Consider the following 23,874-nt stretch of genomic DNA (forward strand, 5'->3'; position numbering starts at 1 on the left):
CCCAACAACCTCAAACGACCCTTCGGGCACCAGCCCGTACCCCGTCCACACCCAGGTCGTCATGCAAAGAAATCCGCGACGTTTCCGGCAACGCCAACCCGCCCACCAACGCCACCAGCGCAATCACCACCAGGTAGAACGCCGGTGCCAGGCTGCTGCCGGTCTGTCCGATGAGCCAGGTTGCCACCAGCGGTGCTGTGCCGCCAAATAGCGTGTAGGCCACGTTGTAGGTAATTGCCGAAGCGGTGTAGCGGGTACGGGTAGGGAAGCTTTCCGACAGCAAGGCTGCGGTAACCACGCCGCTGCACAATGCCCCCACCGCGAGCAGGATCACCCCCAGCAGCGCACCCGACATCGAGCCAGAGCTGGCCAGCCAGTACGCCGGGAACACGCACAGCATCACCCACAGGCAGGTAAAGCCGATGGTCTTGCGTCGCCCCACCCGGTCCGAAAATGCCCCGGCCAGCGGGCAGCCGACCGCAGCGAACAGCAGGGCCACGGTGGTTACCAGCAGTGACTGCGCGCGGGTCAGGTTGCCGACCAGTTGCAGGTAGGTGGCGAAGTAGGTGGTGAACATGTAGAACGACAATGCGGTCAGCGAAATGAACGCCCCCAGGTTGCGAATGACCCGGCCATGGTGGCGCAGGGTTTCCTTCAGCGGTGAATGCTCGTGCTCCTTGCCTTGGGCGACGGCTTCGCGGAACGCCGGGGTTTCTTCCATGCGCCAGCGCAGGTACAGGCCGACCAGGCCCAGCGGTGCTGCAATCAGGAACGGAATGCGCCAACCCCAGGCATTCATCGCCTCGGTCGACAGGCTGGCTTCCAGGCCATACGCGATCACCGCCGCACAGGCAAAGGCGGAAAAGGTCGACACAGGCACGAAGCTGCCATAAAAGGCGCGCTTGTTGTCAGGCGCGTGCTCCATCAGGTAGGCGCAGGCCCCGGCATATTCGCCACCGGCAGAAAAACCCTGCAGGCAGCGGGCCAGGGTCAGCAGCGCCGGGGCTGCCAGGCCGATACTGGCGTAGGTCGGCAGCAGGCCGATCAACGTGGTGGAGCCGGCCATCAGCAAGATGGTCAGCGACAGGATGCGCTTGCGTCCCAGGCGGTCGCCCAAGGCGCCGAAGACGATGCCGCCCAAGGGACGCAGGGCGAAGGCCACGGCGAACACCGCGAAGGTTTTGAGCAAGGCTACGCTGGCGTCTTCGCTGGCGAAAAACTGGCTGGCGATCAGCGTGGCGAGAAAGCCGTACACGGCGAAGTCGAACCATTCGACGAAATTGCCGATGGCCGAAGCGGCAATCACCCTACGCAGGGTGGCGGGGGATACCTCATGATGTGCGGACATGCGGGTGCTCTCCGGTTTCCTTTGGCAGCCATGTTGAAAGTGGCGCAGTCGGGCCGCGCCATCGTTATTGTGCTTGCCAGTAGATAGCCGAGCGCTGCAACGCGCTTTGTCGAGGGCGACCTCGGTATACCTGATTCGACCGGTGCAGCAGGTGACAGCTGGAGTACCCCCAACGGCCTGTCAGGCCGCACGCTCAAGCACATCCAGTAAATCGATGAATTCCAGGGCCAGTTTATGCCGCGGCGCCAAATGCACCAATGGCACCGAGGCATGGTGCGATTCGCGCATCTTGATCGAACTGCTCAGGTACACCGGCAATACCGGCATGCCTTCGTTGCGCAGTTGATCGACCAAAGTCTGGTGCAGCGCCGTGCGCCCGGCGAACTGATTGACCACCACACCTTCCACCACCAGCGCGGGGTTGTGGTCCTGGCGCAGTTCTTCGACCTCGGCCATGACACTGTGCAGGGCCTGGCGCGAGAAACTGTCGCAGTCGAACGGAATCAACAGACGCTCGGCCGCCACCAGCGCGCTGAAGGTGTAGAAGTTCAGCGCGGGTGGGGTGTCGATGTAGATTCGCTCATAGTCCTCGCCCAGCGTTATCAGCAACTTGCGCAGCTTGTTGATCTTGAACTTGCTCTCCAGCTTGCTTTGCAGGTCGCTGAGGTCAGGGCTGGCGGTGACCAGGTGCAGGTTGCGGTAGCGGGTTTCGGTGATGGCCACGCGGTGCTTCTTGCCGGCGGCGGTAACCGGCGACAAGGTCTGGCGGAAGAAGTCGGCGATGCCGGCAGGAATGGTGTCGTTGACCAGCCCGGTGAGGTAGAAGGTGGCATTGGCCTGCGGGTCGAGGTCGACCAGCAAGGTTCGGTAGCCCTCGGCGGCACTGGCAGCGGCGAGGTTGCAGGCGATGCTGGATTTGCCGACGCCACCTTTCTGATTGAAAACCACACGACGCATGAGACGCTCATCCATGAAGTGAAAATGTCAGGTCGGGGTCAATCCTATGACTGAAACACTGCAGTTTTATGACAGGAATTGTTACAAGTCACCGATTCATCGTTGCCTGTAACGGCATTTCACGGGCAAGCCCGCCCCCTGCAGACAACTCTAGACGTTCAGGCAAAAGCGACCCGGTTGCGCCCCTCCTGCTTGGCCCGGTAAAGCGCCCGGTCAGCCTCGCCCAATGCGTTCATGGGCTCGCCGTGAGTCTCGCCATCCCAGTGCGTCACCCCCAGCGAAATCGTCACTGCCCCCACCGGTTCCACCGGCATATCCTGTACGGTCACACGCAACCGTTCGGCCACCGCGGCCGCCACGTTCAGGGTGGCCCCAGGCAGCAATATCAGGAACTCCTCGCCACCGGTGCGACACAGCAGGTCGCCCTCGCGGCAACAACGGCGCATGAGCTCCGCCAGCTGGCGCAGCACCTGGTCGCCCACTTCGTGTCCATGGCTGTCATTTATCCGCTTGAAGTGGTCGATATCCAGCGCAATGGCTGCAAACTCCCGGTTTTCAGCCTCCAGTAACGACAGGCTGATTTCCAGGCTGCGGCGGTTGCCCAGGCCGGTCAGCGGATCGGTCTGGGCGTCCCGATTGAGCCGGCCGATACGCTCTTGCAGCAAGTTCAGGCTGAACAGCAACGCGCGCTTGAGCTCTGCCGCCTCGAAGTACCAGGCCCGCACCTGATGCAAGTGCTCGGCGGTACCGGCGCGGTCCATCGTGCGGGCACCGGCGGCGAGTTTCCACAGCGGGCGGGCGATGGTACGGGCCAGCCACCACAGCAGCAGGCTGCCAACCAGCGCCAAGGGCGCTGAACTGGCGATCACGTTCAGCACGAGGTGGTGCAACGGCGCCACCGTCTGCACCAAGGGCTGCTGCGCTACCACGCCCCAGCCGGCGCTGGGGACGGTGGCGAAGCCGGCGAGCATTTCCACGCCCAGGCTATTGGTCAGCTGCCGGGTACCGCTGTCCAGCGTCGCCAACTGGTCGACCAGCGCATTGCCCTCCACCACCGTGCCTACCCGCTCGCTATTGGGGTGGTACAGCAGGCGTCGGTTGCGGTCGACCACATACAGGTACGAACCGTCCTTGTAGAAATGCTCGCCCAGCAGGCTGTTGAGGATGTTGCGTTCACGCAGGTACAGGCTGCCACCCACATACCCCAGGTAGCGGCCGTTGCGGTCGAAAATGGGTTGCGACAGCGCCACCACCAGGTTGTCGGCCGCCGACAGGTAGGGCGTGGAAACCAACGGACGGCGTTCCTGCAGGGCTTCCAGAGCGCCGGGTGACTGCACGTGGGTGCCGACCAGGTGGCGTAGCGGGGCGGGGGATACTGCCAGCAGTACACCGTTGGCATCGATCACGAAGGTGGAGTTGAAGGCCATGCTCTGGCCCAGTACGCGGTCGGTTTCCAACTGCAGCGCTGTGGTGTCGCTCAACTGCCGGCTTTGCACGCCGGCGCTGAACATCAGTTGCTGCAAGGCGTTGCCAATGAAGGTTTCGGTGATGCTGGCCAGCTTGGTCGCATACACCCGGTTGGCTTCCAGGGCGTTGTCGATCAATAGCTGGCGCTGCACCCGGTAGCTGGCGAAATAGCTGGCGCACAGCATGACCACTGCGGTAAGGGCGCAGAGCACCAGAATGAGTGTACGTAGATCCAGGCGCAATCCATGCTTGGTGTGTGTCAATCCTGACCTCGGGTGATCGTAAAGGGCGGCTGAACGGAAGTTACCTTGCCGGGCAGCGGTCAAGAGCCTGCTTTGTCCAGCGCATCAAGCTCATCTTCCACCTCTTGCATACGCTGCTCCACCAAGGCTTGCACGTTCACATCGCGGGCGGTTTCGCGCATCAGGGCGGTGAGTTTTTCGCTCAAGCGTTTGCCGGCTTCGGTGTCTTCCAGGGCGCGAGCTTTGGCGGGGTCCTGGGTGGCGGCGACGATGGTGGCGAATTCGGCGTCGCTGAAGTTTTTTTCGCTGTACAGGCGGAACAGGTCCCGGCGCTGGTCCTCGACGGTGAGGTGCTTGCGCAGTACGTCCTGAATGGTCGCTTGCGACAGCTGCGGGTGAGTGCGGCCCAGCAGCGCGGACATGCGCTCGATGTTGTGCGTGTAGGCGTCCTGCAGCGGCAGCTGGCTGAGGATCTGATCTTCACGGGAGGGTTTCTGGTCGCAGGCGGTGAATGCAGCAGCCAGCAACAGGGGTAACAGCAACTTCGGGAGGCGAGGCATGGTGTGGCCTGGTCGGGCAGTGAAGACTGCTGATTATACCGATGTCCGCCTTGGCACGACGAGCCCTGTGATTTGCCTTATGCGGCACGCTGCGGTAGAACCGTGCGCTCCCAACCACACTGGCAATAGACCGATGCCGAACTGGACCCTGCAACCTGTGGCGCGTGACGCTATTGCCGAAGTGCTGGCGTTTGTCGACAGCGCCCGGCGCGCGCTTTTCCCGATGCTCGCCAACGCACCCTTGCCGCGTGACCTGGCGCATTTCGCCGACACTTACCTGGACGGTGCGGGCTGCTTTCTGGAAGCCCGTGAGGGTGGGCGGCTGGTCGCGGTGATCGGTTACTTGCCCTATGACCATCGCTTTGCCCAGCTTGATTACCGCGCAGAGCGGGTAGTCGAGGTGGTGCGGCTGTTCGTGTTGCCGGCCTACCGCAGGCATGGCCTGGCGGCTGCCTTGTTTGGTGCCTTGCGCGAACGGGCGATGCAAGCGGGCTTGGACTGCCTTTACTTGCATACTCATCCGTTTCTGCCGGGTGCCATTGCGTTCTGGGAGCGGCAAGGCTTCACGGTGGTGGATGTGGAGCAGGACCCGGTGTGGCAGACCACGCACATGCAGTTGCGATTACGCTGACCTGTGGGAACGTGCCTATTGGCGATGAAGATCGCGCCCTGGGTCACTGGGTCGAACGCACGGCGGTTGATGAGGTTCCAGTTGCCATCCTCGGTAAAGCCATTGCTGTGCAACGGGGCGGAGCCGGCCAGGGTGTGAGCGGCCCGAATAGCCGCCTCACTGCCCGGCCTCGAGCTTTTGCAACTGTGCGGCAAAGCGGGCTTTGGCCCGCGCCGGCAAGCTGGCCGGCAATTCGGCTGCAGGCGCGTCACCGACCTGGATCACCATGACCATGCCCATGGCCACGTGCGGAATGCACTGGATACCGTATACGCCCGGCACGCGGAAGGTGTGCTCGAACGGTTGGTTCAGCTTGCTCTTGAACGGCTCGGCACCGGTGGGTAGCAGGCCCGCCACGCTGGCGGCATTATGCCCGCTGTGGCTCGGCAGGAAGCGTACGCTGTCGCCGGGGGCAATGCGCAAGTGGTCAGGCTCGTAGACCATGGCGCCGTCGCTGCCACGGTTGAGCATTTTCACTTCATGCACTTCGGCCAGTGCGGTCGGGGCAAGCAGGGTGCTGGTGAGCAGCAGGGCGACAGGGCGCAACAGCATGGGCAAGGCTACCAGGTTCAGGGGGCGCGAAAGCGCAGGATGCGCGCGCCGTCGAAAGGGTCGGTGAGGTAGTGGGCGTGGACGCCGAAGGTGCTCAACAGGCGCTCGGGGGTAAGCACTTCGAAGGGGTTGCCGAGGGCGACCAGACGGCCCTTGTCGAGAACCGCGACACGGTCGCAGGTCAGCGCCTGGTTGAGGTCATGCAGCGCTACCAGGGTGGTGACCGGCAGCGCCTGCACTTGTTGCAGCAGGCTTAGCTGATGCTGAATGTCCAGGTGGTTGGTCGGTTCGTCCAGCAGCAGCACCTGCGGCCGTTGGGCCAGCGCACGGGCGATGTGCACACGCTGGCGCTCGCCACCGGACAGCGACCCCCACAGGCGCGTGCGCAGGTGCAGGGCGTCGAGGTCGGCCAGGGCTTGCTCGACGATGGCGCAGTCCTGCCGGGAGAACGGTGCCAGGGCCGAGAGCCACGGCGTGCGGCCCAAGGCAACCGCGTCGAACACGCTGATCGCATCGAGTGTGTCGGCCTGTTGCTCGACCAGTGCCAGCGCTTGGGCAACACGGCGGCGGGGCATCTGTGCCAGTGGCTCACCCAGGAGCTGCACGCTGCCGCAGGCGGGTTTGCGCAGCCCTGCCAGCAACTTCAACAGCGAGGACTTACCCGAGCCGTTGGGGCCGACGATGCCCAGGGTTTCACCGGCGACAACGCTGAGATCGATAGCGCTGAGCACGGTAGTGCCGGCCAGTTGCAACCCCAACCCATGGCAGGCCAGCGGGGGGATGCGAACAGCGGTCATGGCTGTCATGGGCGCCCCCGTCGGCTGACCAGAATCAGCGCGAATACCGGGGCACCGATCAGCGCCGTAACCACGCCCACCGGGATCACCTGGCCGGTGATCAGCGTGCGCGAAAGAATGTCTGCCGCAATCAGGAACAGCGCACCGCCCAGTGCGCTGGCGGGCAACAGACGGCTGTGCCCGGGGCCGAGCAGAAGGCGCAGGGCATGGGGGATAACCAGCCCGACAAAACCGATGGCGCCGACAATGGACACCATCACAGCCGTCACCAGCGCTGCACAACTGATCAGCAGCAACTGGGTGCGCCGCACCGGGATGCCCAGCGAGGCGGCCGAATCGGCACCGAAGGTAAAGGCATCCAGCGCACGGCGATGCCACAGGCACACCAGCAAGCCGAAAATCGCCACCGGTACGGCCAGCCACACCGAAGGCCAGCGTACACCGCTCAGGTTGCCCAGCAGCCAGAACAGGATGCCGCGCGCCTGCTCGGCGGTGGCTGACTTGGTGATCAGGAAGGCGGTCAGTGCATTGAACAGCTGCGAGCCGGCGATACCGGCAAGGATGACCTGTGCATTGTTGCTGCTGGGGCCGGCCGCGCGGGCCAGCACCAGCACCAGGGCGAATGCGGCCCCGGCGCCGATGAAGGCCCCAGCAGACATGCTTAATGCCAGGCTACCCAGCCCCAGCAGGCCGACCAGTACCGCGCCGGTCGAGGCGCCGGCAGACAGCCCCAGCAGGTAGGGCTCGGCCAGTGGGTTGCGCAACATCGCCTGCAGGATGACACCGCAGGTGGCCAGCCCGGCGCCGCAAGCGGCGGCGACCAGGGTGCGGGTCAGGCGGTAGTTCCAGATGATGCCGGCGTCGATCGGGTCCACCGGGTAATCGGCTTGCCACAGGTGGTTGGCCAGCACCTGGCCAACCACGCTGGGCGACAGGTTGGTTTCGCCAATGGCGGTACCGGCCAGCAGGGCGGCCAACAGAGCGGCCAGGGCAACCGCGATGCAGGGTAACAGGCGGTTCATCACGGGGCTGCTTTACCGCTGGCGAAGGCCGTGGACAGCGTCTGCACGCCGCGGAACAGGCGGATGCCGGCCTGCATGGCGTCAGCGTCGAGGATAATGATGCGGTCGTGCTTCACCGCGTCCATGTTGCGGGTTACCGGGTCACTGCGCAGGAATTCGAGTTTTTTCTGGTAGTCGTCGGCGGGGAAACGGCGGCGGTCCATGCGCGCGATGATCAGCCAGGTCGGATTGGCCTTGGCCAGGGTTTCCCAGCCTACGCTTGGCCATTCTTCGCTGGACTCGACCACGTTGCGCACACCGAGGGTGCGCAGCATGAAATCGGCGACACCTTGGCGGCCGGCCACATAGGGGTCGATGTCAAGGTCGGCGCTGGAGAACCAGAACAGCGCCGAAGTTGCCGACAGGTCCTTGCCGGCCAGTTGTGCCCTGGCGCTGTCGAGGCGCCCTTGCAACTCGACGTTCAGGGCCGCGCCGCGGTCCTGAACGTCGAAGATCTCGGCCAGTTGGCTGACGCTCTTGTAGATGCTGTCTACCTGGAACGCTTGCAGGCGGGTGCCGTCTGCACCGACCAGGTTGTCCTTGCCCTCGCAGTCCGATGGCAGCACGTAGGTGGGGATCTTCAGCTCATCGAACTGCTCGCGGGTGGCGACCACGCCCTGGGCACCGACCATCCATTCGAACTGCGCCGCGACCAGTTGCGGGCGCTTGCCGACCACCGCCTCGAAGCTGGGGTCGTTGTCGGCCAGGCGCGGCACCTTGGCGTTCACCGCCTGGTATTCAGGCAATACATTGTTGAACCACAGCGAGGTGCCCGCCAGCTTGTCACCCAGCCCCAGGGCATAGAGCAGCTCGGTACCGGCCTGGCCGATGGTGACGGCGCGCTGCGGCGCCTGGGCAAAAACCTGCGGCTTGCCGCAGTTGTCGACCGTCAGCGGATAGTGGGTGGCAGCGGCCTGGGCCAGGCCAGTGAAGCCTAGGCCAGCGAGCAGGGTGGCGAAACGGGGCAGCATGCTGGGCGATCTCCTATCGGACAGTTCTGGTGAGGAACGCACGGACAGGCATCGCCGAGGCCCAGCGGGTGGCCGGGGCAACACGGATGGCCAATCCCGGACACCCCGCCGGTTGGTGAATGTAGGCCGGCAGGTCTCCTGACTGGTGCGTCACGGCCCGGCTCCGGCCTTCCCGGGCGACAGGCCCAGTGGCATTGATGGAGCAGGCTCGGCACCTACAGTTGCGGGGGCAGTTCCGTTTGGCCCGTATTGGCAGGCCTGGGATTCCCTGTTAGTTCCGTGGTGGAAACCGGCGGCCCGCATGGTAGACCATCGCGTCGCCAGGTGAAAACGCTTTTCAGAAGTACTTAAGCCAACGGATGTCACGGCGGCGCTGCTTCAGTCGGGCGAACCCGCGCACCGGCAGGTACAGCGAAACCGCCAGCAGTACTGCGCCCAGCCATATCGCTGCAACACCGTCGAAACCGAAGTAGTCGCCATGGTTGAGCCCGAATAGCGCTACGCAGGCCAGGTACAGCAGCTTCAGCACATACAGGTGCAGCAGGTAGAAGAACATCGGTGCCGCACCGAACACCGCCAGGGCAGTGATCCAGCGCGCCTGGCCGGCCCGTTCGAACGCGCGTAACAACAACAGGCCGCAGCCCAGGGTCAGGGTCAGGAACAGCAGCGACGGTGGGTACTTGGTGATGTTGAAGAAGCTCATCAGGGTTTGCGTGAAGGTTGGGTAACCGCTCCACGGCGCCTCACCGTAACCGTTGAACAAGCGCAGCAGGACAAAGCCAAGCAGCGCGAGCAAACCCGCCACTAGCAGGTGTTGCTGGCGTTGGCCGGCATCGCTGCCGCGGGCGAACCAGGGGCCCAGGCCGTAGCCCAAGGCGATGACGCCGATCCACGGCAGCACCGGGTAAGACGTGCGCAGGTGCAGGTTTTCGGAAAACGCCAGCCAGCCGCGATCATGCAGGATTGCCCACGGCACATGCAGCGCTGAATCCACGCCAAAGTGCAGGCCGTCGAGCAGGTTGTGGCCGGCGACGATGCTGGCGCCAAGGGCGAGCAGTGCGGCGCGTGGCAGCCACACCAGCAGCGACAGGGCGATCATGCTGACGCCGATGGCCCAGATCACTTGCAGGTAGATCACGCTCGGGGGCAACTGGAAGGTCCAGGCGAAGTTGACCAGGGTGAACTCCAGCACCACCAGGAACAGCCCGCGTTTGAACAGGAACGCCGAGACGTCGCCACGGCCCTGATGCTTCTCGCCATACAGCCAGGCCGACAGGCCGGTCAGCAGGACGAACACAGGCGCACACAGGTGAGCGAGGGTGCGGCTGAAGAAAAGCGCCGGTTCCGTGGTGTCGATGGCCATGGGGTCGCTGACCTGGTGGTGCAGGAGGAAAGTCTCGCGGACGTGGTCCAGGAGCATGAACAGGATCACCAGGCCGCGCAGGGCATCGATGCTCTGCAGGCGCTGGGTGATCAGCGTGGGCGTGGCGCTGGCACTTGTCATGGGTTGTCTAGTAGGAATGAATTTCATGTGAAACGTTATCGTATAACAACACGCTGAAAGGGAATAGAGGTTTTTGTGTGGCCTGTGCCGGGCTCTTCGCGGCACAAGCCACCCAGATCAGAAGCTGTAATCCACCGTCGCGAAGTACGACCGCGGTATCCCCATCAACCACTGCTGCCCGCTGAACGCCGACTGCACATACTCGCGATCGAACAGGTTGTTCAACTGCAACCCCACCTTCACATCCGGCAACACCTGCCAGGCGATGTTGGCATCGACCACGGTGTACCCGGGGGCGCTCTGGGTATTGGCGGTATCGGCATAACGCTCATCCACATAGCGGGCCCCAATGCCAGCCTCCACCTGCTGGCCGAAGCCTTTGCTCAACCAAAGGTTGGCGGTACGCCGTGGCACGTTGGCCGGCCGGTTGCCTGCCCGGTCCTGCGGCAGGCCGCCGACCCTTTCGTCGAAGTCGTCGTACTTGGCGCGTACCAGCGATGCGCTGGCCGACACCTGCCACTGATGGGCCAGGGCCACTTCCAGCGTCGCTTCCAGGCCATCGGAGGTCTGCTGCCCGGCTTGTTGCTTCTCGTGCGTGATGGGGTCGTCCACCAGCAGCTTTTTCTTGACGATGTGGTAGGCGGCAAGCGTCCATTCGCCGCGCCCCTCCCAAAAGCGCTGCTTGAGGCCGACCTCGGTCTGCTTCGCCTCGGTCAGGTCATAGTTCATCTGCGCGGGGCTGAGGCTGATGAGGTTGTTGACCCCGTCCTCGCTGGTTGAGTACTGGCTGTACAACGACAGGTCGTCGCTGATTGCGTATACCAGCCCGACGCGCCAATTGCCCCCTTGCAGGCTGCGATCGCTGTGGCTGTCGTTGATCAAGTTGTCGCGGTCGATGTGGTTCTGGTCGCGACGCACGCCGGTAACCAAAGACAGGCGATCGCTCAATTGCAGGCGGTTCTCGGCAAACAGGGCAAAGGTATGGGTGGTCGAGAGCGTTTGCGGCCGCAACGGCGAGGCGCTATGGAACCCGCCGGGCTGCGGCTGCCACGGGTCGAGGTAGTCGCCGCCGACATCGTTGTAGGGTGAATTGCTGTCGACGTTGAATCGCACCTTGTTGTATTCGGCACCGAGCACGGTCTTGCTGTCCAGGCCGAACAGGGTGTGGTCGAAGGTGAAGGTTTGACGGTCGCCGAACTGTTCCTGGTTGTGCTTGATTTCCAGGTAGCTGCCGCGCAGCAACTGCTGACGCCCGGCGTCCCAGCTGTAGTCTTCTGCGTTGCGCCAGTGGCGGCGGCTTTTGATGTAGTACAGCTGGTTGCTGGCGCTGAGCTGGTCGTTCAGCGCCCAGTCGGTCGTGAGCCGGGTCCATTCATCAACGTACTGCTGTACGTCGTTCTGCACGTTGTAATTCTTTTTGCGCAGGCTGCTGCGGTAGTGGCCGTCGATCAGCGGGGTACCGTAGTAGTTGGCAGGTTGTGCATCGCCGCGGTCATGGGCCAGCGTGAAGCTGAGGTCATCACTGGCGTCAAAACGCAGCGCGGCGCTCAGGGCCAGGCTACGTGAAGCGGTGCGGTCGACCCAGCCATTGCCGGCCTGTTGGTTCAGCGTCAGGCGGTAGCTCAGGCGCTCGCTGAGGCTGCCGCCGCTGTCCAGGCCGAGCTGCTGGCGGTCCCACGAGCCGTAACCCAGTCGCAGGTGGTTGCGCACCTCGCCGGCAAAAGTTTTTTTTGGGATCACGTTGATCACTGCGCCGGTGGCGCCTTCGCCATGCAGTACCGAGGCCGGGCCGCGAATCACCTCGATGCGTTCGACCATCCACGGGTCGACCGGGAAGGTCTGTGTGCCGGCACCGGTGTACAGGCGCGCGCCGTCGAACAGGGTCATCACTGAGCTGTGGCCGGCAAAGCCGCGGGCAGACAGGCCTGTACCGCCGTCCCCCGGGGAGCCGACGAAGGTAATGCCCGGCGAGCGGGTCACTGCATCCTGCACCGTGATGTTGTTGCGCTGCTGAATCTGCCGTTCGCTGATACTGCTGGTGCTGGCCGGTGTTTCCAGGGCGCTGAGGCCAAGGCGCGAGCCGGCCTGGGTCGGCGTGGCCAGGTCGATGGTGCGGTTGTCCTGGGTGTCGGTGATGGCCGTGGAAGGCAGGGCCAGAGGCTGCGGGTCGCGGTCATCAGCCAGCGCCGGCAGGGCAACGGCCAGGCAGGCCGCCAGGGGGTGAAGTTTGAACATACGGGACATGTCGTTCCACTGCTGCAGGAATGAATGGATCCCGGTGGAAAACACGCAAAGGCGAACCATGCAGGCAGGCGCGCGCACGGATTCCGGCCTGCGCCCGCCCACCGCGGGTTGCCAAGTGAAGCTCCAGGCCGGTCTCCGGGCTTGCGAGGGGCATGAAACCTTCACCTTCCCATGCTTGAGCACAGTGGTATCTCGAAGGGTTCGCTCGCTTACCGTTGCGGGGGCAGCACCGGACTTGTCGTGGGCAACACGACGCACCGGTTTCCCGTTTCACTCTGCGCGCGGCGGCGCAGGGCACCTGAAACTGGCGCGCATCTGACCATTGAAAGGCTGGGGCGTCAAATGTTGGTGTGCTGTGAATGCTGAGAAAAAACAACAGGTTGTGCGTTTTTGCGGCGCCGGAGCCCCATTTGGCAAGAACATCAGGCCCCAGCGTGATGAGTTGGCTGGGGAGGCAGGCTTGCCTGTAAAGCTAGCGCCCGCGGCGCCGCGATACCCGTGCCTCGATGTTCTTGCGCCCGATCAGCAGCGGCGGCTTCTCGACCACCGGCTCATCCGCCAGCCATTTGTACATCACCAGGCAGTCCACCAGCCCCAGGCGGGCATGACGGTAGGCCTTGGGCAAACGGCCGACTGTTTCAAAGCCCAGCTTGTGCCATAGCGCCACGGCCACTGCGTTGGTGGCTACCACCGAGTTGAACTGCAATGCCAGAAAGCCTTCCTGGCGCGCCAGCTTTTGCGAGTGCTCGCACATCAAGCGCGCCACGCCCCGGCCGCGCGCCTGTTCGCAGACCATGTAGCCGCAATTGCCTACATGCGCACCAGGCCCGGCAGCATTGGGCTTGAGGTAATACGACCCCAGTAGCTCGCCATCTTCTTCGGCCAACAGCGTGTGCAAGGGCAGCTCCAGCCACAGCTGGCGGGCCTGCTCGAAGCTCAGCGCCGGGTCGAAAGCGTAGGTTTCACGGGCTTGGACAATGGCCTGGAAGGTGGGCCAGAAACGATCAAAATCGTCCGGCGTCATGGGGCGAATGTGGATCATGCGGGTTCCTGCGCGGGGTGAGCCGCCCAGTCTGGGTGGCGCGGCGCCGTCGCGCAAGGGCGACGACGCCGTTTGTGCTCAACCGTTGGCCTTGCCCACCGCGTCCATTGCGCGGGCCGAGTACACCAGCGCGGCACCGGCGTTCATGGCCACGGCCACGCCGAGGGCCTCGGCAATTTCCTCGCGGCTGGCACCCGCTTTGACGGCCTGCTGCGAATGCACGGCGATACAGCCGTCGCAGCGGGTGGTCACAGCCACGGCCAAGGAGATCAGCTCGCGGGTCTTGGCATCCAGGTGGTTGGTTTTGGCGCCTGCACCGCTGGCGGTCATGTAGCCGGCTACGGTGTCGGGGGAGAGTTGCTTGAGATCGCCGATGCCGGCCATCAACTGCTTACGGTAGGCGTCCCAGTCCATCATGCTCATCGTCTTCACCTTGGGGGGTTGCGAGTGGAGCTTTCAGGCTAGTCGAAGCGTGGCACGTGCGAGGCGGTACTTTGGTGGGTAAACGCAGGTCACTCGTACAGTGGCCTGCGTTGAGCCTTCAGATGTAGATGAACACCAGCACCAACGCCGCGACCACTGCCCATTTTTCCAGGTAGTAGCGCAGGCGGTTGCGCTTCTTCAGCGCCTTGCCACGCTCGCGGATCTTGTAGATGCGGGTGAACAGGCGGTTGATGCCACCGGTCTTGTCGCTGGCATCGTTGGGCGCAGCGGCAGCGGCCATCACGTTGCGGCTGAACCAGCGGTTGAACGCGGTTGCCCAGCGGTACTTGAGCGGGCGTTCGACGTCGCAGAACAGGATGATGCGGTTGTGCTCGGTGGTGTTGGCTGCATAGTGGATGTAGGTTTCGTCGAAGATTACCCCCTCACCATCGCGCCAGGCGTATTTCTCGCCGTCCACGTCGATGTAGCAGCCGTCGTCATTCGGGGTATCCAGGCCCAGATGGTAGCGGTACGAGCCGGCATACGGGTCACGGTGGCGCACCAGCTTGGCTCCCGGAGGCAGGGTAGCGAACATGGCGGCCTTGACCGTGCCGATGCCTTGCAGCAGCTCGGTCGTGCGTGGGCAAAGGGCCATTGCCGACGGGTGGCTTTCGCCATACCACTTCAGGTAAAAACGTTTCCAGCCGGTCTTGAAGAACGAGTTGAAACCGACGTCATCGTAATTGTCGGATTTCTTGATTTCGCCTACGTGCAGCAACTGGCGGCCTTCCTCACGGATCTCCTGCCAGTGGTCCTGCAGCGGTTTCAGTTCTGGAAAGGCCTCGACCGGCAGGTAGGGCTTGGCCGGGTGTTTGGAGAACAGGTACAGGAAGCTGTTGATCGGGGCCAGGAAGCTGGAGTGGTCGCCCAGCTGGCGAGTCAGCTTGTGGCGAACCCGACCGCGCAGGTGAACATAGGCGATCGAGAAGACGAAGATAAGTACGAGTGCAATTTTCATGGACGTTTACTTGTCGAAAAATGGCCATGCGCCGAGGCATGAGCCCGCCAGCATAAACAATCATGGGGGCAGTTTGTACTTATTGTTACCAAACTGCGGGGCGACATTGGTGTAATACCCTACAGTCTTGCGCAAACGTTTCATGTCAGGGAGTTTGTATGGTTCAGGATATACGCCCCAGCGGTAGCCCGTTCAAGCGGCTGTTCTTCGCCTTGCCGGTCAGCGACGCGCAGCGCCGTGACCTGGCCCAGTGGCGACGCGGGCTGAACCTGCGCAGCGGCAAACCGGTGCCGGCAGCCAACTTCCATGTCACGCTGCTGTTTCTCGGTGATGTGGACACTGCGCAGGTGCCTGCAATGTGCGCGGCGGTTGACCAACTGGCGCTGCCAACCTCGGCGCCGCGGCTGTTGCTCGACCGTTTGCAGGTGTGGCAACGGGCCGGCGCCTTGGTGCTGGAGGCGCAGCAGGTACCGCCCGCCCTGTTGCAACTGGTGTACGGTTTGCAGCAGGCGTTGCTGCCGTTGGGGCTGGAAGCGGCCACGCGTGAGTATCGACCGCATCTGACGCTGTCCAGGGATTACCGCGGGCAGCCGCCCGAGGCCAGTAGCGCGCCGGAGTTTTACCTCACCGCGCGACACTTCACGCTTTACGAGTCGCGCAAGGGGGCTTACTGGCCATTGGCGCAGTGGCCGCTGGCGGGCTGACCCGCCGGGCGAAAAACGCCTTGTCCCGGATGCGTACCTGCAGGGGCTGTTCAGATCGGGTGATTACACCGGCATGCTTTGGTAAGGCAATTCATCCCCTGGGCTGCGTTCGAACTGGCGCTTGTATTCGCGGCTGAACTGCGAGGTGCTCTGATAGCCCACCCTGTGCGCAGCCTGTGCCACGCCCAGGCCTTCGCCAATCAGCATCTGCTGCGCCTTGAGCAGCCGCAAGCGCTTGAGGTACTGCATCGGTGCCATGTCGGTGCAGCGCTTGAAATGTTCGTGGAAGGTTGAAACGCTCATGTTGGCGCGCGCAGCCAGTGCCTCCACGCTCAGCGGCTCGCTGTAGTGCTCGCGCAGGTGGGCGAGGGCGGCGCCGATGCGGGCGAAGTGCCCCTGTTGCTCCACCAGTGCCCGCAGCACACCAGCCTGCGGGCCACGCAGGGCGGTGTACAGCACTTCGCGCACACGCGCCGGGCCCAGCACCTTGGCGTCCAGCGGGTCGTGCAGGCAGCGCAGCAGCCGCTCCACGCTTTCGCGCATGGGCGCATCCAGTGCCGCCGACGTCATCGATTGCGGGGTTTGCGCCTGCACTTCAGCGTCCGGTGCCAGGCCCATGCTCTGCACCAACTCGCCCAGCACGCCACGGTCGATGCCCACCGCCACGCCCAACAGCGGCGCCTCGCGGGTGGCAAAGGTTTCACACATGAACGGCACCGACAACGCCTGCACCAGGTAATGCCCGGCGCCGTACTCCAGGGTGCGCGGCCCCAGGCGTGCCAGCTTGCTGCCCTGGGCCAGGATCATGAGGCTGGGTTCGTAAATCTGTGGGCTGCTGGCCACATAGTGGTCCCAGCTCAGCACCTGCACCTGGGGCAGGAGGGTGGGCACGAAGCCCGGGCGCGTGGCGAGGCTGCAGATCAGTGAGCAGAGCGGCGCATTGGCATCGACGTGACGGGTCAGTTGCATGGTGGACCAAGGGCAGAGAATCAGACAGCTTGATCATCGCAGATTGAAGGCGTGGCGCCAGCTACGGGTTGGCATCTTCGTAGAATCAGGCATGCATGCCGGAGAATCAGCCGTGGGCGAGGCGGCGAACGACGCGCAAAATGCGTCGCCTGAATCGTTTCACTTCACTGCGAGGCCCTGCATGTATACCGCCATCGGTTACGCCGCTCAAACCCCCACCAGCCCCCTGGCCCCCATGACGTTCCAACGCCGCAGCCCGCGCCCGGATGACGTCGCCATCGACATCCTGTACTGCGGCGTGTGCCACTCCGACATCCACCAGGCGCGCAATGAATGGGGCATTGCCGTGTACCCGCTGATGCCGGGCCACGAGATCATCGGCCGGGTCACGGCGGTGGGCGACAAAGTCACCGCGCACAAGGTCGGTGACCTGGTGGGCGTCGGCTGCATGGTCGACTCGTGCCGTACCTGTGAAGCCTGCGCCAAGGACCTGGAGCAGTATTGCCTCGAGGGCCCGACCATGACCTACGCCACCCCGGACCGGGTCGACGGCAGCAACACCATGGGGGGGTACTCCAGCAGCATCGTGGTCAGCGAGCACTTCGTGGTGCGCATACCGGCCGGCATGGACCTGCCCAGCGCTGCACCTATCCTGTGTGCCGGCATCACCACCTATTCGCCGCTCAAGCACCACGGCGTTGGCCCGGGCCACAAGATCGGCATCCTCGGCATGGGCGGCCTGGGCCACATGGGCATCAAACTGGCCAAGGCCCTGGGTGCGGAAGTGACCCTGTTCACGCGCTCCCAAGCCAAGGCCGAGGAAGCACGCCGCCAGGGGGCCGACCATGTGATCGTCTCCACCGATGCCGAGCAGATGCGCGCCGCTGCCGGCCGTTTCGATTTCCTGCTCGACACCATTCCGGTGCAGCACGACCTCAACCCGTACCTGGAAACGCTGAAGTTCGACGGTGTGCACATCCTGGTCGGCCTGATCGAACCGATCGACCCGGCATTGCACGCGGCCAACCTGGTGATGAAGCGCCGGGTGCTGGCGGGGTCGTTGATCGGGGGTGTTGCCGAGACTCAGGAAGTACTGAACTTCTGCGCCGAGCACGACATCCGTTGCGATATCGAGATGCTGGACATCCGCAACATCAACCAGGCCTATGAGCGGATGATTGCCGGGGATGTGAAGTACCGGTTCGTGATCGACATGGCCACGTTACAGGGCTGATGGATCGGTTGCCTGTACGGGCCTCTTCGCGGGCAAGCCCGCTCCTACACAGGGGTGATGTAGGGCTTGCGCGCGGTGGGGCCCGTACAGGCAGCAACGATGCAGCCGTTTTACCAGGCCATTGGCTTGTCCCAGCCCTTCCAGAACAACCATCGCCGCACCTCGCCGTGCGCCCCGGTACCGATCTGCCACTCGGGTCGCCCGCTATCCAGCGCAATCACCGAAATAACCCCCGCATGGCTCGCCGCCACCAGCGTTTGCCCGTCGGCGCTGATATCCATCGCACTGATGGTCGAGCCCAGGTAATGCTGCCAATGCTCCGTACCCTCTTCGCCAAACGCCCGCAGGTAGCCATAGGCATCCCCGACGATGTACTCGCCATCGCGCGCAACCCCCGCATACACCCTTGCGCCATCCTGCACCAGCGGGGTACGCGGGTCCTGGCTGTAGTAATCAGTATCCAGCCCGTGCAGGTCTGCCACCCTCACGGCCAGCGTGGCACCGCTGTAGAAATGGCAGGCATTGACGATCAACTGGTCACCCGCGCGGTTGAACAAGGCAAAGTGCGGGTATTCGCTGCCCGGGCCGATGTGCGCCAGCGGCTTGAGTCGTTCGTCCAGAACAAGGTGTCGGCTGCCTTGCTCACCCACGACGATCAGCCGGCCATCCGCCGACACCGCACCATGCTCCATGCTCAGCCCCAGGCTGATGTCGTCCGGGTCGGTGCCCTCAGCCAGCTCATCGAGTACGCGTGTCTGCTGTGGCAGCAGGCGAGTCGCACCTTGAGTGGCCAGCACGAAGATACCTTCGGCACTCACCAGCAGCACTCGCTGGCCATCGGGGAAGGGGATCAGCGCGGTCGGTGTGGGCGGCAGGTCGAACGGCTCGAACGGGTAGCCTGGCGGCAACCCCTCCAGCCCCGTAGGCCAGGCCAGGCGCTGCACTTGCGGGCCGCCCCAGCCATCGGTCACACGCACGCCCTCGGCATTGGCCAGGGCGAAATAGCGCCGCGCCGGGCAACGGCCAAAGTGTTCGATGCCGATGACCGGGGTTACCCCATGGTGATCGATACGCACCACCTGGCCCTTGTCGTAAGGCATACCGATGCGGGCCAGCAGGCTGCCATCTTCCAGCAGCAGGACATGGCTGATGCCTTGGCCGTGGTCTTCGAGCATAGGTATCAAGGGGTGGTGTGCGGGTGGCCAGGCCTCGCGAAATGCCTGACGCTGCGGTTCGTCCATGCCAGGGCGGTTGGCTGCCTGCAGGGCTGCCAGCCAGGCGTCGAGCAGGTGTTCGGTGGCGGGTGCCTGCGGCTCTTCGAGGTTGTCCCAGCCGTGCGCACGGCCCTGCGCGACGTAGTCGTTGACGGCCTGGGCATAGGCGATGACTGCCTGCTGCCACTGCTGCTGGGGGTGCTGCTTGTCCATGAGCGGATCGGGCTCCTTGTTGCACGCGCGTTTCACACAAAGCGCGCATGGTACTCCTTCTGCCTGCCCTGCGGTTGTGAGGCCCCAGCTTGACGCGTACCATGCCGGGCATTCCTATCCATAACAAAACGTACGTTGGCACCCCTGCAAGCGGGTGGCTGGCGTGCGGCCTGTTGCTTTGTCTGCGGAGAAGCGGTTTCCACCCATGAACGGACCCATACCCACACACCTGCCACCCACAACGGGCAGCGGCAGCTGGCTGAGCGTCATCGCCCTGGCCTTGGCGGCCTTCATTTTCAACACCACCGAGTTCGTCCCGGTGGCGCTGCTCAGTGACATTGGCCGCAGCTTCGACATGAGCACTGCCCAGGTCGGCCTGATGCTGACCATCTATGCCTGGATCGTGGCGCTGGCCTCGTTGCCCATGATGTTGCTGACCCGCAACATCGAACGGCGGCGTCTGCTGCTGTTCGTGTTCCTGGTGTTCATTGTCAGCCACGTGCTGTCGTGGCTTTCGCAGAGCTTCGCCATGCTGCTGGTCAGCCGTATCGGCATTGCCCTGGCGCATGCGGTGTTCTGGTCCATCACCGCCTCGCTGGCGGTGCGTGTGGCGCCGCCGGGCCAGCAGGCCAAGGCGCTGGGCCTGCTGGCCACCGGTACTACCCTGGCCATGGTCCTGGGCATCCCGCTGGGCCGTGTGGTGGGCGAGGCACTGGGCTGGCGCATCACGTTCCTGAGCATTGGCGGGGTAGCGCTAGCCACCATGCTGTGCCTGATGAAATCGCTGCCGCTGCTGCCCAGCCAGAACTCCGGTTCGTTGCGCAGCCTGCCGGTCCTGTTCAAGCGCCCGGCACTGGTCATTACCTACTTGTTGGTGACGCTGGTCATTACCGCGCAGTTCACGGCCTACAGCTATATCGAGCCGTTCGCCCTGCACGTAGCGCAGATCGGCGGCGACCGCACCACACTGTTGCTGCTGTTGTTCGGCGGTGCCGGGGTTTTTGGTTCGTTGTTGTTCAGCCGTTACAGCGACCGCTTCCCGCATGGCTTCCTGGTGGGTTCGATCGGGGTACTCGCCGCGTGCCTGTTGCTGATGTTGCCGCTGTCGGGCAACTTCTATGTGTTCGCAGTGCTGAGCATGTTCTGGGGCGTGGCCATTCTCAGCTTCAGCCTGGCGCTGCAGTCCAAGACCCTGAAGCTGGCGTCCGACGCCACCGATGTGGCCATGGCGCTGTTCTCGGGTATCTACAACATCGGTATTGGCGGGGGTGCGCTGCTGGGCAGTATCGTCAGCAGCCAGATGAATGTGGCGGATATCGGCCTGGTGGGCGGCAGCGTGGCAGTGCTCGGGCTGGTACTGGCCGTTGCCAGTACCCGGCGCTTTCGCGAGGCGTTGGCACGCTGAGTCGGGGCCGCTCAGGCCCCTTGCCGGTCAAGTAGAGACTCAGGCCAATACGGCAGCCCATGCCGATATCAACAAAACCCCCGCCAATACCTGGTTGAACACCCGCAACCGCCCCGGTGCCTGCAGCCACCGGGCGCTCCCCACCCCCAACACCGCCCACGCGGCCATGCTCGGCAGAGCGATCAGCAAGAACACCAGCGCCAGCTGCCACACTGGCAACGACGGCGCGGCAAATACCCCGACCACCGCCACGGCCATCAACCACACCTTGGGGTTCACCACCTGCAACGAAGCCGCGCTGAGCGCACTGAAGCCTGGCGCCGTGGTCGTGTGGAGCGGGGCGGCGGCACTGCGCAGCATCTTCCAGGCCAGGCTACTCAGCCACAGCACCCCGGCCCAGCTCATCAGCTGTTGCGCCAGGGGGTGGCGCAGCAGCAGTTCGCCCAGCCCCAGCCCGACGAGCAGCACAATGGCTGCAGCCGCGCCACACGCCGCCACGATCGGCACAAGGCTTGCGCGCAGGCCCCGGCGGGCGCCATGGGCCAGGATCAACAGGTTGGTCGGCCCCGGGCTGATACTGGACACCAGGGCAAACAGAATGAAGGGCAACAACGACTCAGACATGGTTCATGGGCTCCGTAACATCGAAGCACCATGCTCGCTGCCCGCCGGCACTCAGTCTGGAAGGTTTGAGCAGCGCCTGCGGTAGTCGGCCGGGGTCAACTGGTAGGCGCGGCGGAACCAGCGCCCCAGGTGGCTCTGGTCGGCAAAGCCCAACGCCACGGCCACTTCGGCCGGTGTCTGGCCTTGGGCAAGCAGGCGCCGCGCGCGGGCCAGGCGCAGCTGGATCAGGTAGGCATGGGGTGCAATGCCGAACGCTGCCTTGAACGCACGCGTCAGGCGAAAGCGGTCAATGCCGCAGGCCTGGGCCAGGTCCTCCAGGCCGATGTCGCGCTCCAGATTGGCATGCAGGAAGTCCCGGGCGCGCTGTGCGGTCAGCGGCAGGCGCGGGTCGGGGTTGATGCGGCGGCGCCAGTGCAGGTGGCGGGTCAGGCAAGCCAGCAGATCGTCCATGGCCGTTTGCCTGACGATGCGCAAGTCCTGGTCATGCACGGCCCTGAAGGCCAGGGCGGTGGCCCGTGCCAGGCGTTCGTCGTGGCACAGGGTGTCGGCGAAGCTGGGCAGGCTGTCGCCCGGCGCGTGCTCGTACAGCGCGCGCAGCTGTTGGTCGAGCCAGGCGGGCTCCAGGTACAGCGTCGAATAGGTGAAGCCTTCTTCGGTGGGCGCCAGGCCATCGTGGATGTCGCCAGGCTCAAGTAAAAATACCTGCCCCGGCGTGCTGCGGTGGCGCACCCGGCGGCAGTTGAACTGCTGCACGCCCTGTTCGGTCACGCCGACCAGGAAGCTGTCGTGCCAGTGGGGATCATAGGCATGGCCGACAAAATGCGCGCGGACCGACTCGATGCCGGTGTCGGCGTCTTGTTTGAAGTCGATCCAGTTGCTCATGGACGTGTACCGTGGGGTAAATGGCTACCTTAGCGCAACGCCCCCGGCTCAGTCTGGAACGATTGTGCAGCCGTTGGTCAGTGCCCGGGCGCGCAGGGCCTCGAAGCGTTCGCGTAGCCACAGGTGCAATTGCTTCACGGCCGGTGTGAGTTGTTTGCGATGAGGGCAGACCAAGGTCAGCGGGGTAGGCTCGCCGAGCAATTCGGGCAGGACCATTTCCAGTTCACCGGCCGCGATGTTGGCGCTGACATCCAGCCACGACTTGTAGACGATACCTTCCCCCTGGATGGCCAGGCGGCGGATGACGTCGGCATCGTCACTGACCAGCGGCCCACGCACCTGCACGGTGCGGTTACCCAGCTGCCACTTGTCGTACACCCGGCTGTGCTGCATGTACAGCAGACAGGCATGCTGCTGCAGCGCGTCGGGGGTAAGCGGGCGGCCGTGGCGGGCCAGGTAGTCGGGCGAGGCCACCAGCACGCGGCGGTTCCATTCGGCCAGTGGCAGGGCGATGTAGTTGGCATCCTGGTTGAGGCCATAGCGGATGGCCACATCCACAGGGTCGCGGTTGAGGTCGGCCATCTGGTCGGACAGGAAGAAGCGCAGTTGCAATGCCGGGTGGTCGTGGCGGAAGGCGCTGAGCCAGGGCAACAACATGTTGCGGCCCATGTCGGAAGGCGCCGACACCTGCAGGGTGCCGCGCAGGCTATTGGGGTTGCCATGCAGATCTTCATGGCCCTGGCGCAGGCTTTCCAGCACATTCAGCGCGGTTGGCAGGTAGCGCTCGCCCTCGGCGGTCAGGCGCAGGCTGCGGGTGGTGCGGGCGAACAGGCGTACATCCAGGTCGCGTTCCAGACGTTTGATCGCGGCAGCCACCTGGCCCGGCAGCAGGCCGGCTTCATGGGCGGCGGCAGTGAAGCTACCCAGCACGCTGCTGCGGGCAAACAGTTCGAGGTCGGTGATGCGCAGCATTTTCATTCCAGGGATGAAAGTGTTGTTACATTGTGCCGCTTTTTCTTTTTTGCTGGAAAGATAAGATGCCCGGCAAATCCACTGTTCATCCCGGAGTTGTCGCATGGATACCGTATCGCTGGCCAAGCGCCGTTACACCACCAAAGCTTACGATGCCTCACGCCGCATTCCCCAGGCCACCGTCGACGCCCTGCTCGAACAACTGCGTCACAGCCCGTCGTCGGTCAATTCCCAGCCCTGGCATTTCATCGTCGCCGACACGGCCGAAGGCAAGGCCCGCCTGGCCAAGAGCACTGCTGAGGGTTATGCCTACAACACGCAGAAGCTTCTCGATGCCTCGCATGTGATCGTGTTCTGCACCCGTACCGAAATGACTGAAGAACACCTGAACGCCGTGCTCGATCAAGAGGCTGCCGATGGCCGTTTCCGTGATGAGCAAGCGCGCGCCGGGCAAAACCAGAGCCGCCGGCACTACGTCAACCTGCACCGCTTCTACCAGAAGGATGTGCAGCACTGGATGGAGAAGCAGACCTACCTGGCGTTGGGAACTGCCTTGCTGGGTGCAGCGGCGCATGGGCTGGATGCCACGCCGATCGAGGGCTTCGACAGCAAGGTCCTCGATGCCGAACTGGGCTTGCGTGAGCGTGGCTTTACCAGTGTGGTGATCCTGAGCCTGGGTTACCGCAGTGAGGCGGACTTCAATGCCGGGCTGAGCAAGTCGCGGTTGCCGGCATCGCAAGTGTTCACCTTCCTGTGAGGTTTCCGGGGCCGCTGTGCGGCCCTGGCAACGCTGGCAGTTAA

Annotated in this window: 23 protein-coding genes and 2 riboswitches; of the genes, 5 read left to right on the forward strand and 18 right to left on the reverse strand. The window is 64.0% G+C overall.

Annotated features, from left to right (window positions below; all coding sequences use genetic code 11):
* Positions 1-10: 10 nt before the first annotated feature.
* The 4 genes from ACK59Z_RS14245 to ACK59Z_RS14260 all read right to left on the reverse strand — a co-directional run bounded on the left by ACK59Z_RS14245 (position 11) and on the right by ACK59Z_RS14260 (position 4,574).
* The gene (locus ACK59Z_RS14245) at positions 11-1,348 is read right to left on the reverse strand and encodes an MFS transporter (protein ID WP_108191389.1); all 1,338 of its coding nucleotides are present in this window, start codon (positions 1,346-1,348) and stop codon (positions 11-13) included.
* Positions 1,349-1,528: 180 nt separating this feature from the next.
* Positions 1,529-2,305, reverse strand: a complete 777-nt coding sequence (locus ACK59Z_RS14250; RefSeq protein WP_019752000.1) for a ParA family protein — start codon at positions 2,303-2,305, stop codon at positions 1,529-1,531.
* 158 nt (positions 2,306-2,463) lie between these two features.
* Positions 2,464-4,035: a sensor domain-containing diguanylate cyclase gene (locus ACK59Z_RS14255; protein WP_108191390.1), complete on the reverse strand. Its 1,572-nt coding sequence runs from the start codon at positions 4,033-4,035 to the stop codon at positions 2,464-2,466.
* 59 nt (positions 4,036-4,094) lie between these two features.
* A complete protein-coding gene (locus ACK59Z_RS14260; protein ID WP_003250484.1) occupies positions 4,095-4,574 on the reverse strand; it encodes a hypothetical protein in 480 nt (159 codons plus the stop codon).
* A gap of 133 nt (positions 4,575-4,707) precedes the next feature.
* Here ACK59Z_RS14260 and ACK59Z_RS14265 point away from each other — a divergent pair, with 133 nt between their 5' ends.
* The gene (locus ACK59Z_RS14265; RefSeq protein WP_003250486.1) at positions 4,708-5,205 is read left to right on the forward strand and encodes a GNAT family N-acetyltransferase; all 498 of its coding nucleotides are present in this window, start codon (positions 4,708-4,710) and stop codon (positions 5,203-5,205) included.
* A gap of 156 nt (positions 5,206-5,361) precedes the next feature.
* Here the strand turns inward: ACK59Z_RS14265 and ACK59Z_RS14270 are convergent, their stop codons facing one another.
* The 9 genes from ACK59Z_RS14270 to lpxO form a co-directional block, all read right to left on the reverse strand.
* Positions 5,362-5,796: a pseudoazurin gene (locus ACK59Z_RS14270; protein ID WP_108191392.1), complete on the reverse strand. Its 435-nt coding sequence runs from the start codon at positions 5,794-5,796 to the stop codon at positions 5,362-5,364.
* A gap of 17 nt (positions 5,797-5,813) precedes the next feature.
* A complete protein-coding gene (locus tag ACK59Z_RS14275; RefSeq protein ID WP_054888682.1) occupies positions 5,814-6,602 on the reverse strand; it encodes an ABC transporter ATP-binding protein in 789 nt (262 codons plus the stop codon).
* Positions 6,599-7,615: an iron ABC transporter permease gene (locus ACK59Z_RS14280; RefSeq protein WP_108191393.1), complete on the reverse strand. Its 1,017-nt coding sequence runs from the start codon at positions 7,613-7,615 to the stop codon at positions 6,599-6,601. The genes ACK59Z_RS14275 and ACK59Z_RS14280 overlap by 4 nt, the downstream gene beginning before the upstream one ends.
* On the reverse strand, positions 7,615-8,625 hold the full coding sequence (locus tag ACK59Z_RS14285) for an ABC transporter substrate-binding protein (RefSeq protein ID WP_108191394.1): 1,011 nt from the start codon (positions 8,623-8,625) through the stop codon (positions 7,615-7,617). The genes ACK59Z_RS14280 and ACK59Z_RS14285 overlap by 1 nt, the downstream gene beginning before the upstream one ends.
* Positions 8,626-8,735: 110 nt before the next feature.
* Positions 8,736-8,934, reverse strand: a riboswitch (cobalamin riboswitch).
* A 28-nt stretch (positions 8,935-8,962) separates the two neighbouring features.
* Positions 8,963-10,129, reverse strand: coding sequence for a DUF1624 domain-containing protein (locus ACK59Z_RS14290; RefSeq protein WP_409293285.1), 1,167 nt, complete (start codon positions 10,127-10,129; stop codon positions 8,963-8,965).
* A gap of 117 nt (positions 10,130-10,246) precedes the next feature.
* Entirely contained in the window at positions 10,247-12,373 is a 2,127-nt protein-coding gene (locus ACK59Z_RS14295) for a TonB-dependent siderophore receptor (RefSeq protein WP_108191464.1), read from the reverse strand.
* Positions 12,374-12,481: 108 nt separating this feature from the next.
* Positions 12,482-12,690: riboswitch (cobalamin riboswitch) on the reverse strand.
* A gap of 155 nt (positions 12,691-12,845) precedes the next feature.
* A complete protein-coding gene (locus ACK59Z_RS14300; RefSeq protein WP_014861782.1) occupies positions 12,846-13,415 on the reverse strand; it encodes a GNAT family N-acetyltransferase in 570 nt (189 codons plus the stop codon).
* A gap of 78 nt (positions 13,416-13,493) precedes the next feature.
* Complete coding sequence (locus tag ACK59Z_RS14305) at positions 13,494-13,838, reverse strand: carboxymuconolactone decarboxylase family protein (RefSeq protein WP_014591592.1); 345 nt, start codon at positions 13,836-13,838, stop codon at positions 13,494-13,496.
* Between the two features lie 118 nt (positions 13,839-13,956).
* Positions 13,957-14,856: a lipid A hydroxylase LpxO gene (gene lpxO / locus ACK59Z_RS14310; protein WP_003250504.1), complete on the reverse strand. Its 900-nt coding sequence runs from the start codon at positions 14,854-14,856 to the stop codon at positions 13,957-13,959.
* A 158-nt stretch (positions 14,857-15,014) separates the two neighbouring features.
* Here lpxO and thpR point away from each other — a divergent pair, with 158 nt between their 5' ends.
* Positions 15,015-15,560 carry an RNA 2',3'-cyclic phosphodiesterase gene (gene thpR, locus ACK59Z_RS14315; RefSeq protein WP_014861781.1) on the forward strand — a complete coding sequence of 182 codons (546 nt, stop codon included), beginning with the start codon at positions 15,015-15,017 and terminating at the stop codon, positions 15,558-15,560.
* Positions 15,561-15,623: 63 nt separating this feature from the next.
* On the opposite strand, the gene ACK59Z_RS14320 is transcribed toward thpR, so the two are convergent.
* Positions 15,624-16,529 carry an AraC family transcriptional regulator N-terminal domain-containing protein gene (locus ACK59Z_RS14320; protein WP_409293288.1) on the reverse strand — a complete coding sequence of 302 codons (906 nt, stop codon included), beginning with the start codon at positions 16,527-16,529 and terminating at the stop codon, positions 15,624-15,626.
* Between the two features lie 181 nt (positions 16,530-16,710).
* On the opposite strand from ACK59Z_RS14320, the gene calA reads away from it, so the two are divergent.
* Positions 16,711-17,763: a vanillin reductase gene (calA, locus tag ACK59Z_RS14325; RefSeq protein WP_012052913.1), complete on the forward strand. Its 1,053-nt coding sequence runs from the start codon at positions 16,711-16,713 to the stop codon at positions 17,761-17,763.
* 110 nt (positions 17,764-17,873) lie between these two features.
* On the opposite strand, the gene ACK59Z_RS14330 is transcribed toward calA, so the two are convergent.
* A complete protein-coding gene (locus ACK59Z_RS14330) occupies positions 17,874-19,190 on the reverse strand; it encodes a hypothetical protein (protein ID WP_060537709.1) in 1,317 nt (438 codons plus the stop codon).
* 205 nt (positions 19,191-19,395) lie between these two features.
* On the opposite strand from ACK59Z_RS14330, the gene ACK59Z_RS14335 reads away from it, so the two are divergent.
* Positions 19,396-20,595: a sugar transporter gene (locus ACK59Z_RS14335; RefSeq protein WP_409293291.1), complete on the forward strand. Its 1,200-nt coding sequence runs from the start codon at positions 19,396-19,398 to the stop codon at positions 20,593-20,595.
* A 39-nt stretch (positions 20,596-20,634) separates the two neighbouring features.
* Here ACK59Z_RS14335 and ACK59Z_RS14340 read toward each other — a convergent pair whose 3' ends face one another.
* From ACK59Z_RS14340 to ACK59Z_RS14350, 3 genes are read right to left on the reverse strand one after another with little or no spacing between them, the layout of a single operon-like run.
* Complete coding sequence (locus tag ACK59Z_RS14340; protein ID WP_409293293.1) at positions 20,635-21,219, reverse strand: LysE family translocator; 585 nt, start codon at positions 21,217-21,219, stop codon at positions 20,635-20,637.
* A gap of 51 nt (positions 21,220-21,270) precedes the next feature.
* On the reverse strand, positions 21,271-22,101 hold the full coding sequence (locus tag ACK59Z_RS14345) for an AraC family transcriptional regulator (protein ID WP_003250518.1): 831 nt from the start codon (positions 22,099-22,101) through the stop codon (positions 21,271-21,273).
* A gap of 48 nt (positions 22,102-22,149) precedes the next feature.
* On the reverse strand, positions 22,150-23,073 hold the full coding sequence (locus tag ACK59Z_RS14350; RefSeq protein ID WP_004573727.1) for a LysR family transcriptional regulator: 924 nt from the start codon (positions 23,071-23,073) through the stop codon (positions 22,150-22,152).
* A gap of 103 nt (positions 23,074-23,176) precedes the next feature.
* On the opposite strand from ACK59Z_RS14350, the gene nfsB reads away from it, so the two are divergent.
* Positions 23,177-23,830, forward strand: a complete 654-nt coding sequence (gene nfsB / locus ACK59Z_RS14355; RefSeq protein WP_409293295.1) for an oxygen-insensitive NAD(P)H nitroreductase — start codon at positions 23,177-23,179, stop codon at positions 23,828-23,830.
* Positions 23,831-23,874: the final 44 nt, after the last annotated feature.

Source organism: Pseudomonas sp. KCJK9058, from assembly GCF_046230975.1.
Taxonomy (GTDB): domain Bacteria; phylum Pseudomonadota; class Gammaproteobacteria; order Pseudomonadales; family Pseudomonadaceae; genus Aquipseudomonas; species Aquipseudomonas alloputida.

Coding starts and splice junctions, on each gene's coding strand:
- ACK59Z_RS14330 (WP_060537709.1), bottom strand. CDS start 19,190: ATGGACAAGCAGCACCCCCAGCAGCAGTGGCAGCAGGCAGTCATCGCC.
- ACK59Z_RS14265 (WP_003250486.1), top strand. CDS start 4,708: ATGCCGAACTGGACCCTGCAACCTGTGGCGCGTGACGCTATTGCCGAA.
- ACK59Z_RS14340 (WP_409293293.1), bottom strand. CDS start 21,219: ATGTCTGAGTCGTTGTTGCCCTTCATTCTGTTTGCCCTGGTGTCCAGT.
- ACK59Z_RS14345 (WP_003250518.1), bottom strand. CDS start 22,101: ATGAGCAACTGGATCGACTTCAAACAAGACGCCGACACCGGCATCGAG.
- ACK59Z_RS14285 (WP_108191394.1), bottom strand. CDS start 8,625: ATGCTGCCCCGTTTCGCCACCCTGCTCGCTGGCCTAGGCTTCACTGGC.
- nfsB (WP_409293295.1), top strand. CDS start 23,177: ATGGATACCGTATCGCTGGCCAAGCGCCGTTACACCACCAAAGCTTAC.
- ACK59Z_RS14320 (WP_409293288.1), bottom strand. CDS start 16,529: ATGCAACTGACCCGTCACGTCGATGCCAATGCGCCGCTCTGCTCACTG.
- ACK59Z_RS14270 (WP_108191392.1), bottom strand. CDS start 5,796: ATGCTGTTGCGCCCTGTCGCCCTGCTGCTCACCAGCACCCTGCTTGCC.
- ACK59Z_RS14275 (WP_054888682.1), bottom strand. CDS start 6,602: ATGACAGCCATGACCGCTGTTCGCATCCCCCCGCTGGCCTGCCATGGG.
- thpR (WP_014861781.1), top strand. CDS start 15,015: ATGGTTCAGGATATACGCCCCAGCGGTAGCCCGTTCAAGCGGCTGTTC.
- ACK59Z_RS14300 (WP_014861782.1), bottom strand. CDS start 13,415: ATGATCCACATTCGCCCCATGACGCCGGACGATTTTGATCGTTTCTGG.
- ACK59Z_RS14295 (WP_108191464.1), bottom strand. CDS start 12,373: ATGTCCCGTATGTTCAAACTTCACCCCCTGGCGGCCTGCCTGGCCGTT.
- calA (WP_012052913.1), top strand. CDS start 16,711: ATGTATACCGCCATCGGTTACGCCGCTCAAACCCCCACCAGCCCCCTG.
- ACK59Z_RS14335 (WP_409293291.1), top strand. CDS start 19,396: ATGAACGGACCCATACCCACACACCTGCCACCCACAACGGGCAGCGGC.
- ACK59Z_RS14305 (WP_014591592.1), bottom strand. CDS start 13,838: ATGAGCATGATGGACTGGGACGCCTACCGTAAGCAGTTGATGGCCGGC.
- ACK59Z_RS14245 (WP_108191389.1), bottom strand. CDS start 1,348: ATGTCCGCACATCATGAGGTATCCCCCGCCACCCTGCGTAGGGTGATT.
- lpxO (WP_003250504.1), bottom strand. CDS start 14,856: ATGAAAATTGCACTCGTACTTATCTTCGTCTTCTCGATCGCCTATGTT.
- ACK59Z_RS14290 (WP_409293285.1), bottom strand. CDS start 10,129: ATGACAAGTGCCAGCGCCACGCCCACGCTGATCACCCAGCGCCTGCAG.
- ACK59Z_RS14250 (WP_019752000.1), bottom strand. CDS start 2,305: ATGCGTCGTGTGGTTTTCAATCAGAAAGGTGGCGTCGGCAAATCCAGC.
- ACK59Z_RS14280 (WP_108191393.1), bottom strand. CDS start 7,615: ATGAACCGCCTGTTACCCTGCATCGCGGTTGCCCTGGCCGCTCTGTTG.
- ACK59Z_RS14350 (WP_004573727.1), bottom strand. CDS start 23,073: ATGCTGCGCATCACCGACCTCGAACTGTTTGCCCGCAGCAGCGTGCTG.
- ACK59Z_RS14260 (WP_003250484.1), bottom strand. CDS start 4,574: ATGCCTCGCCTCCCGAAGTTGCTGTTACCCCTGTTGCTGGCTGCTGCA.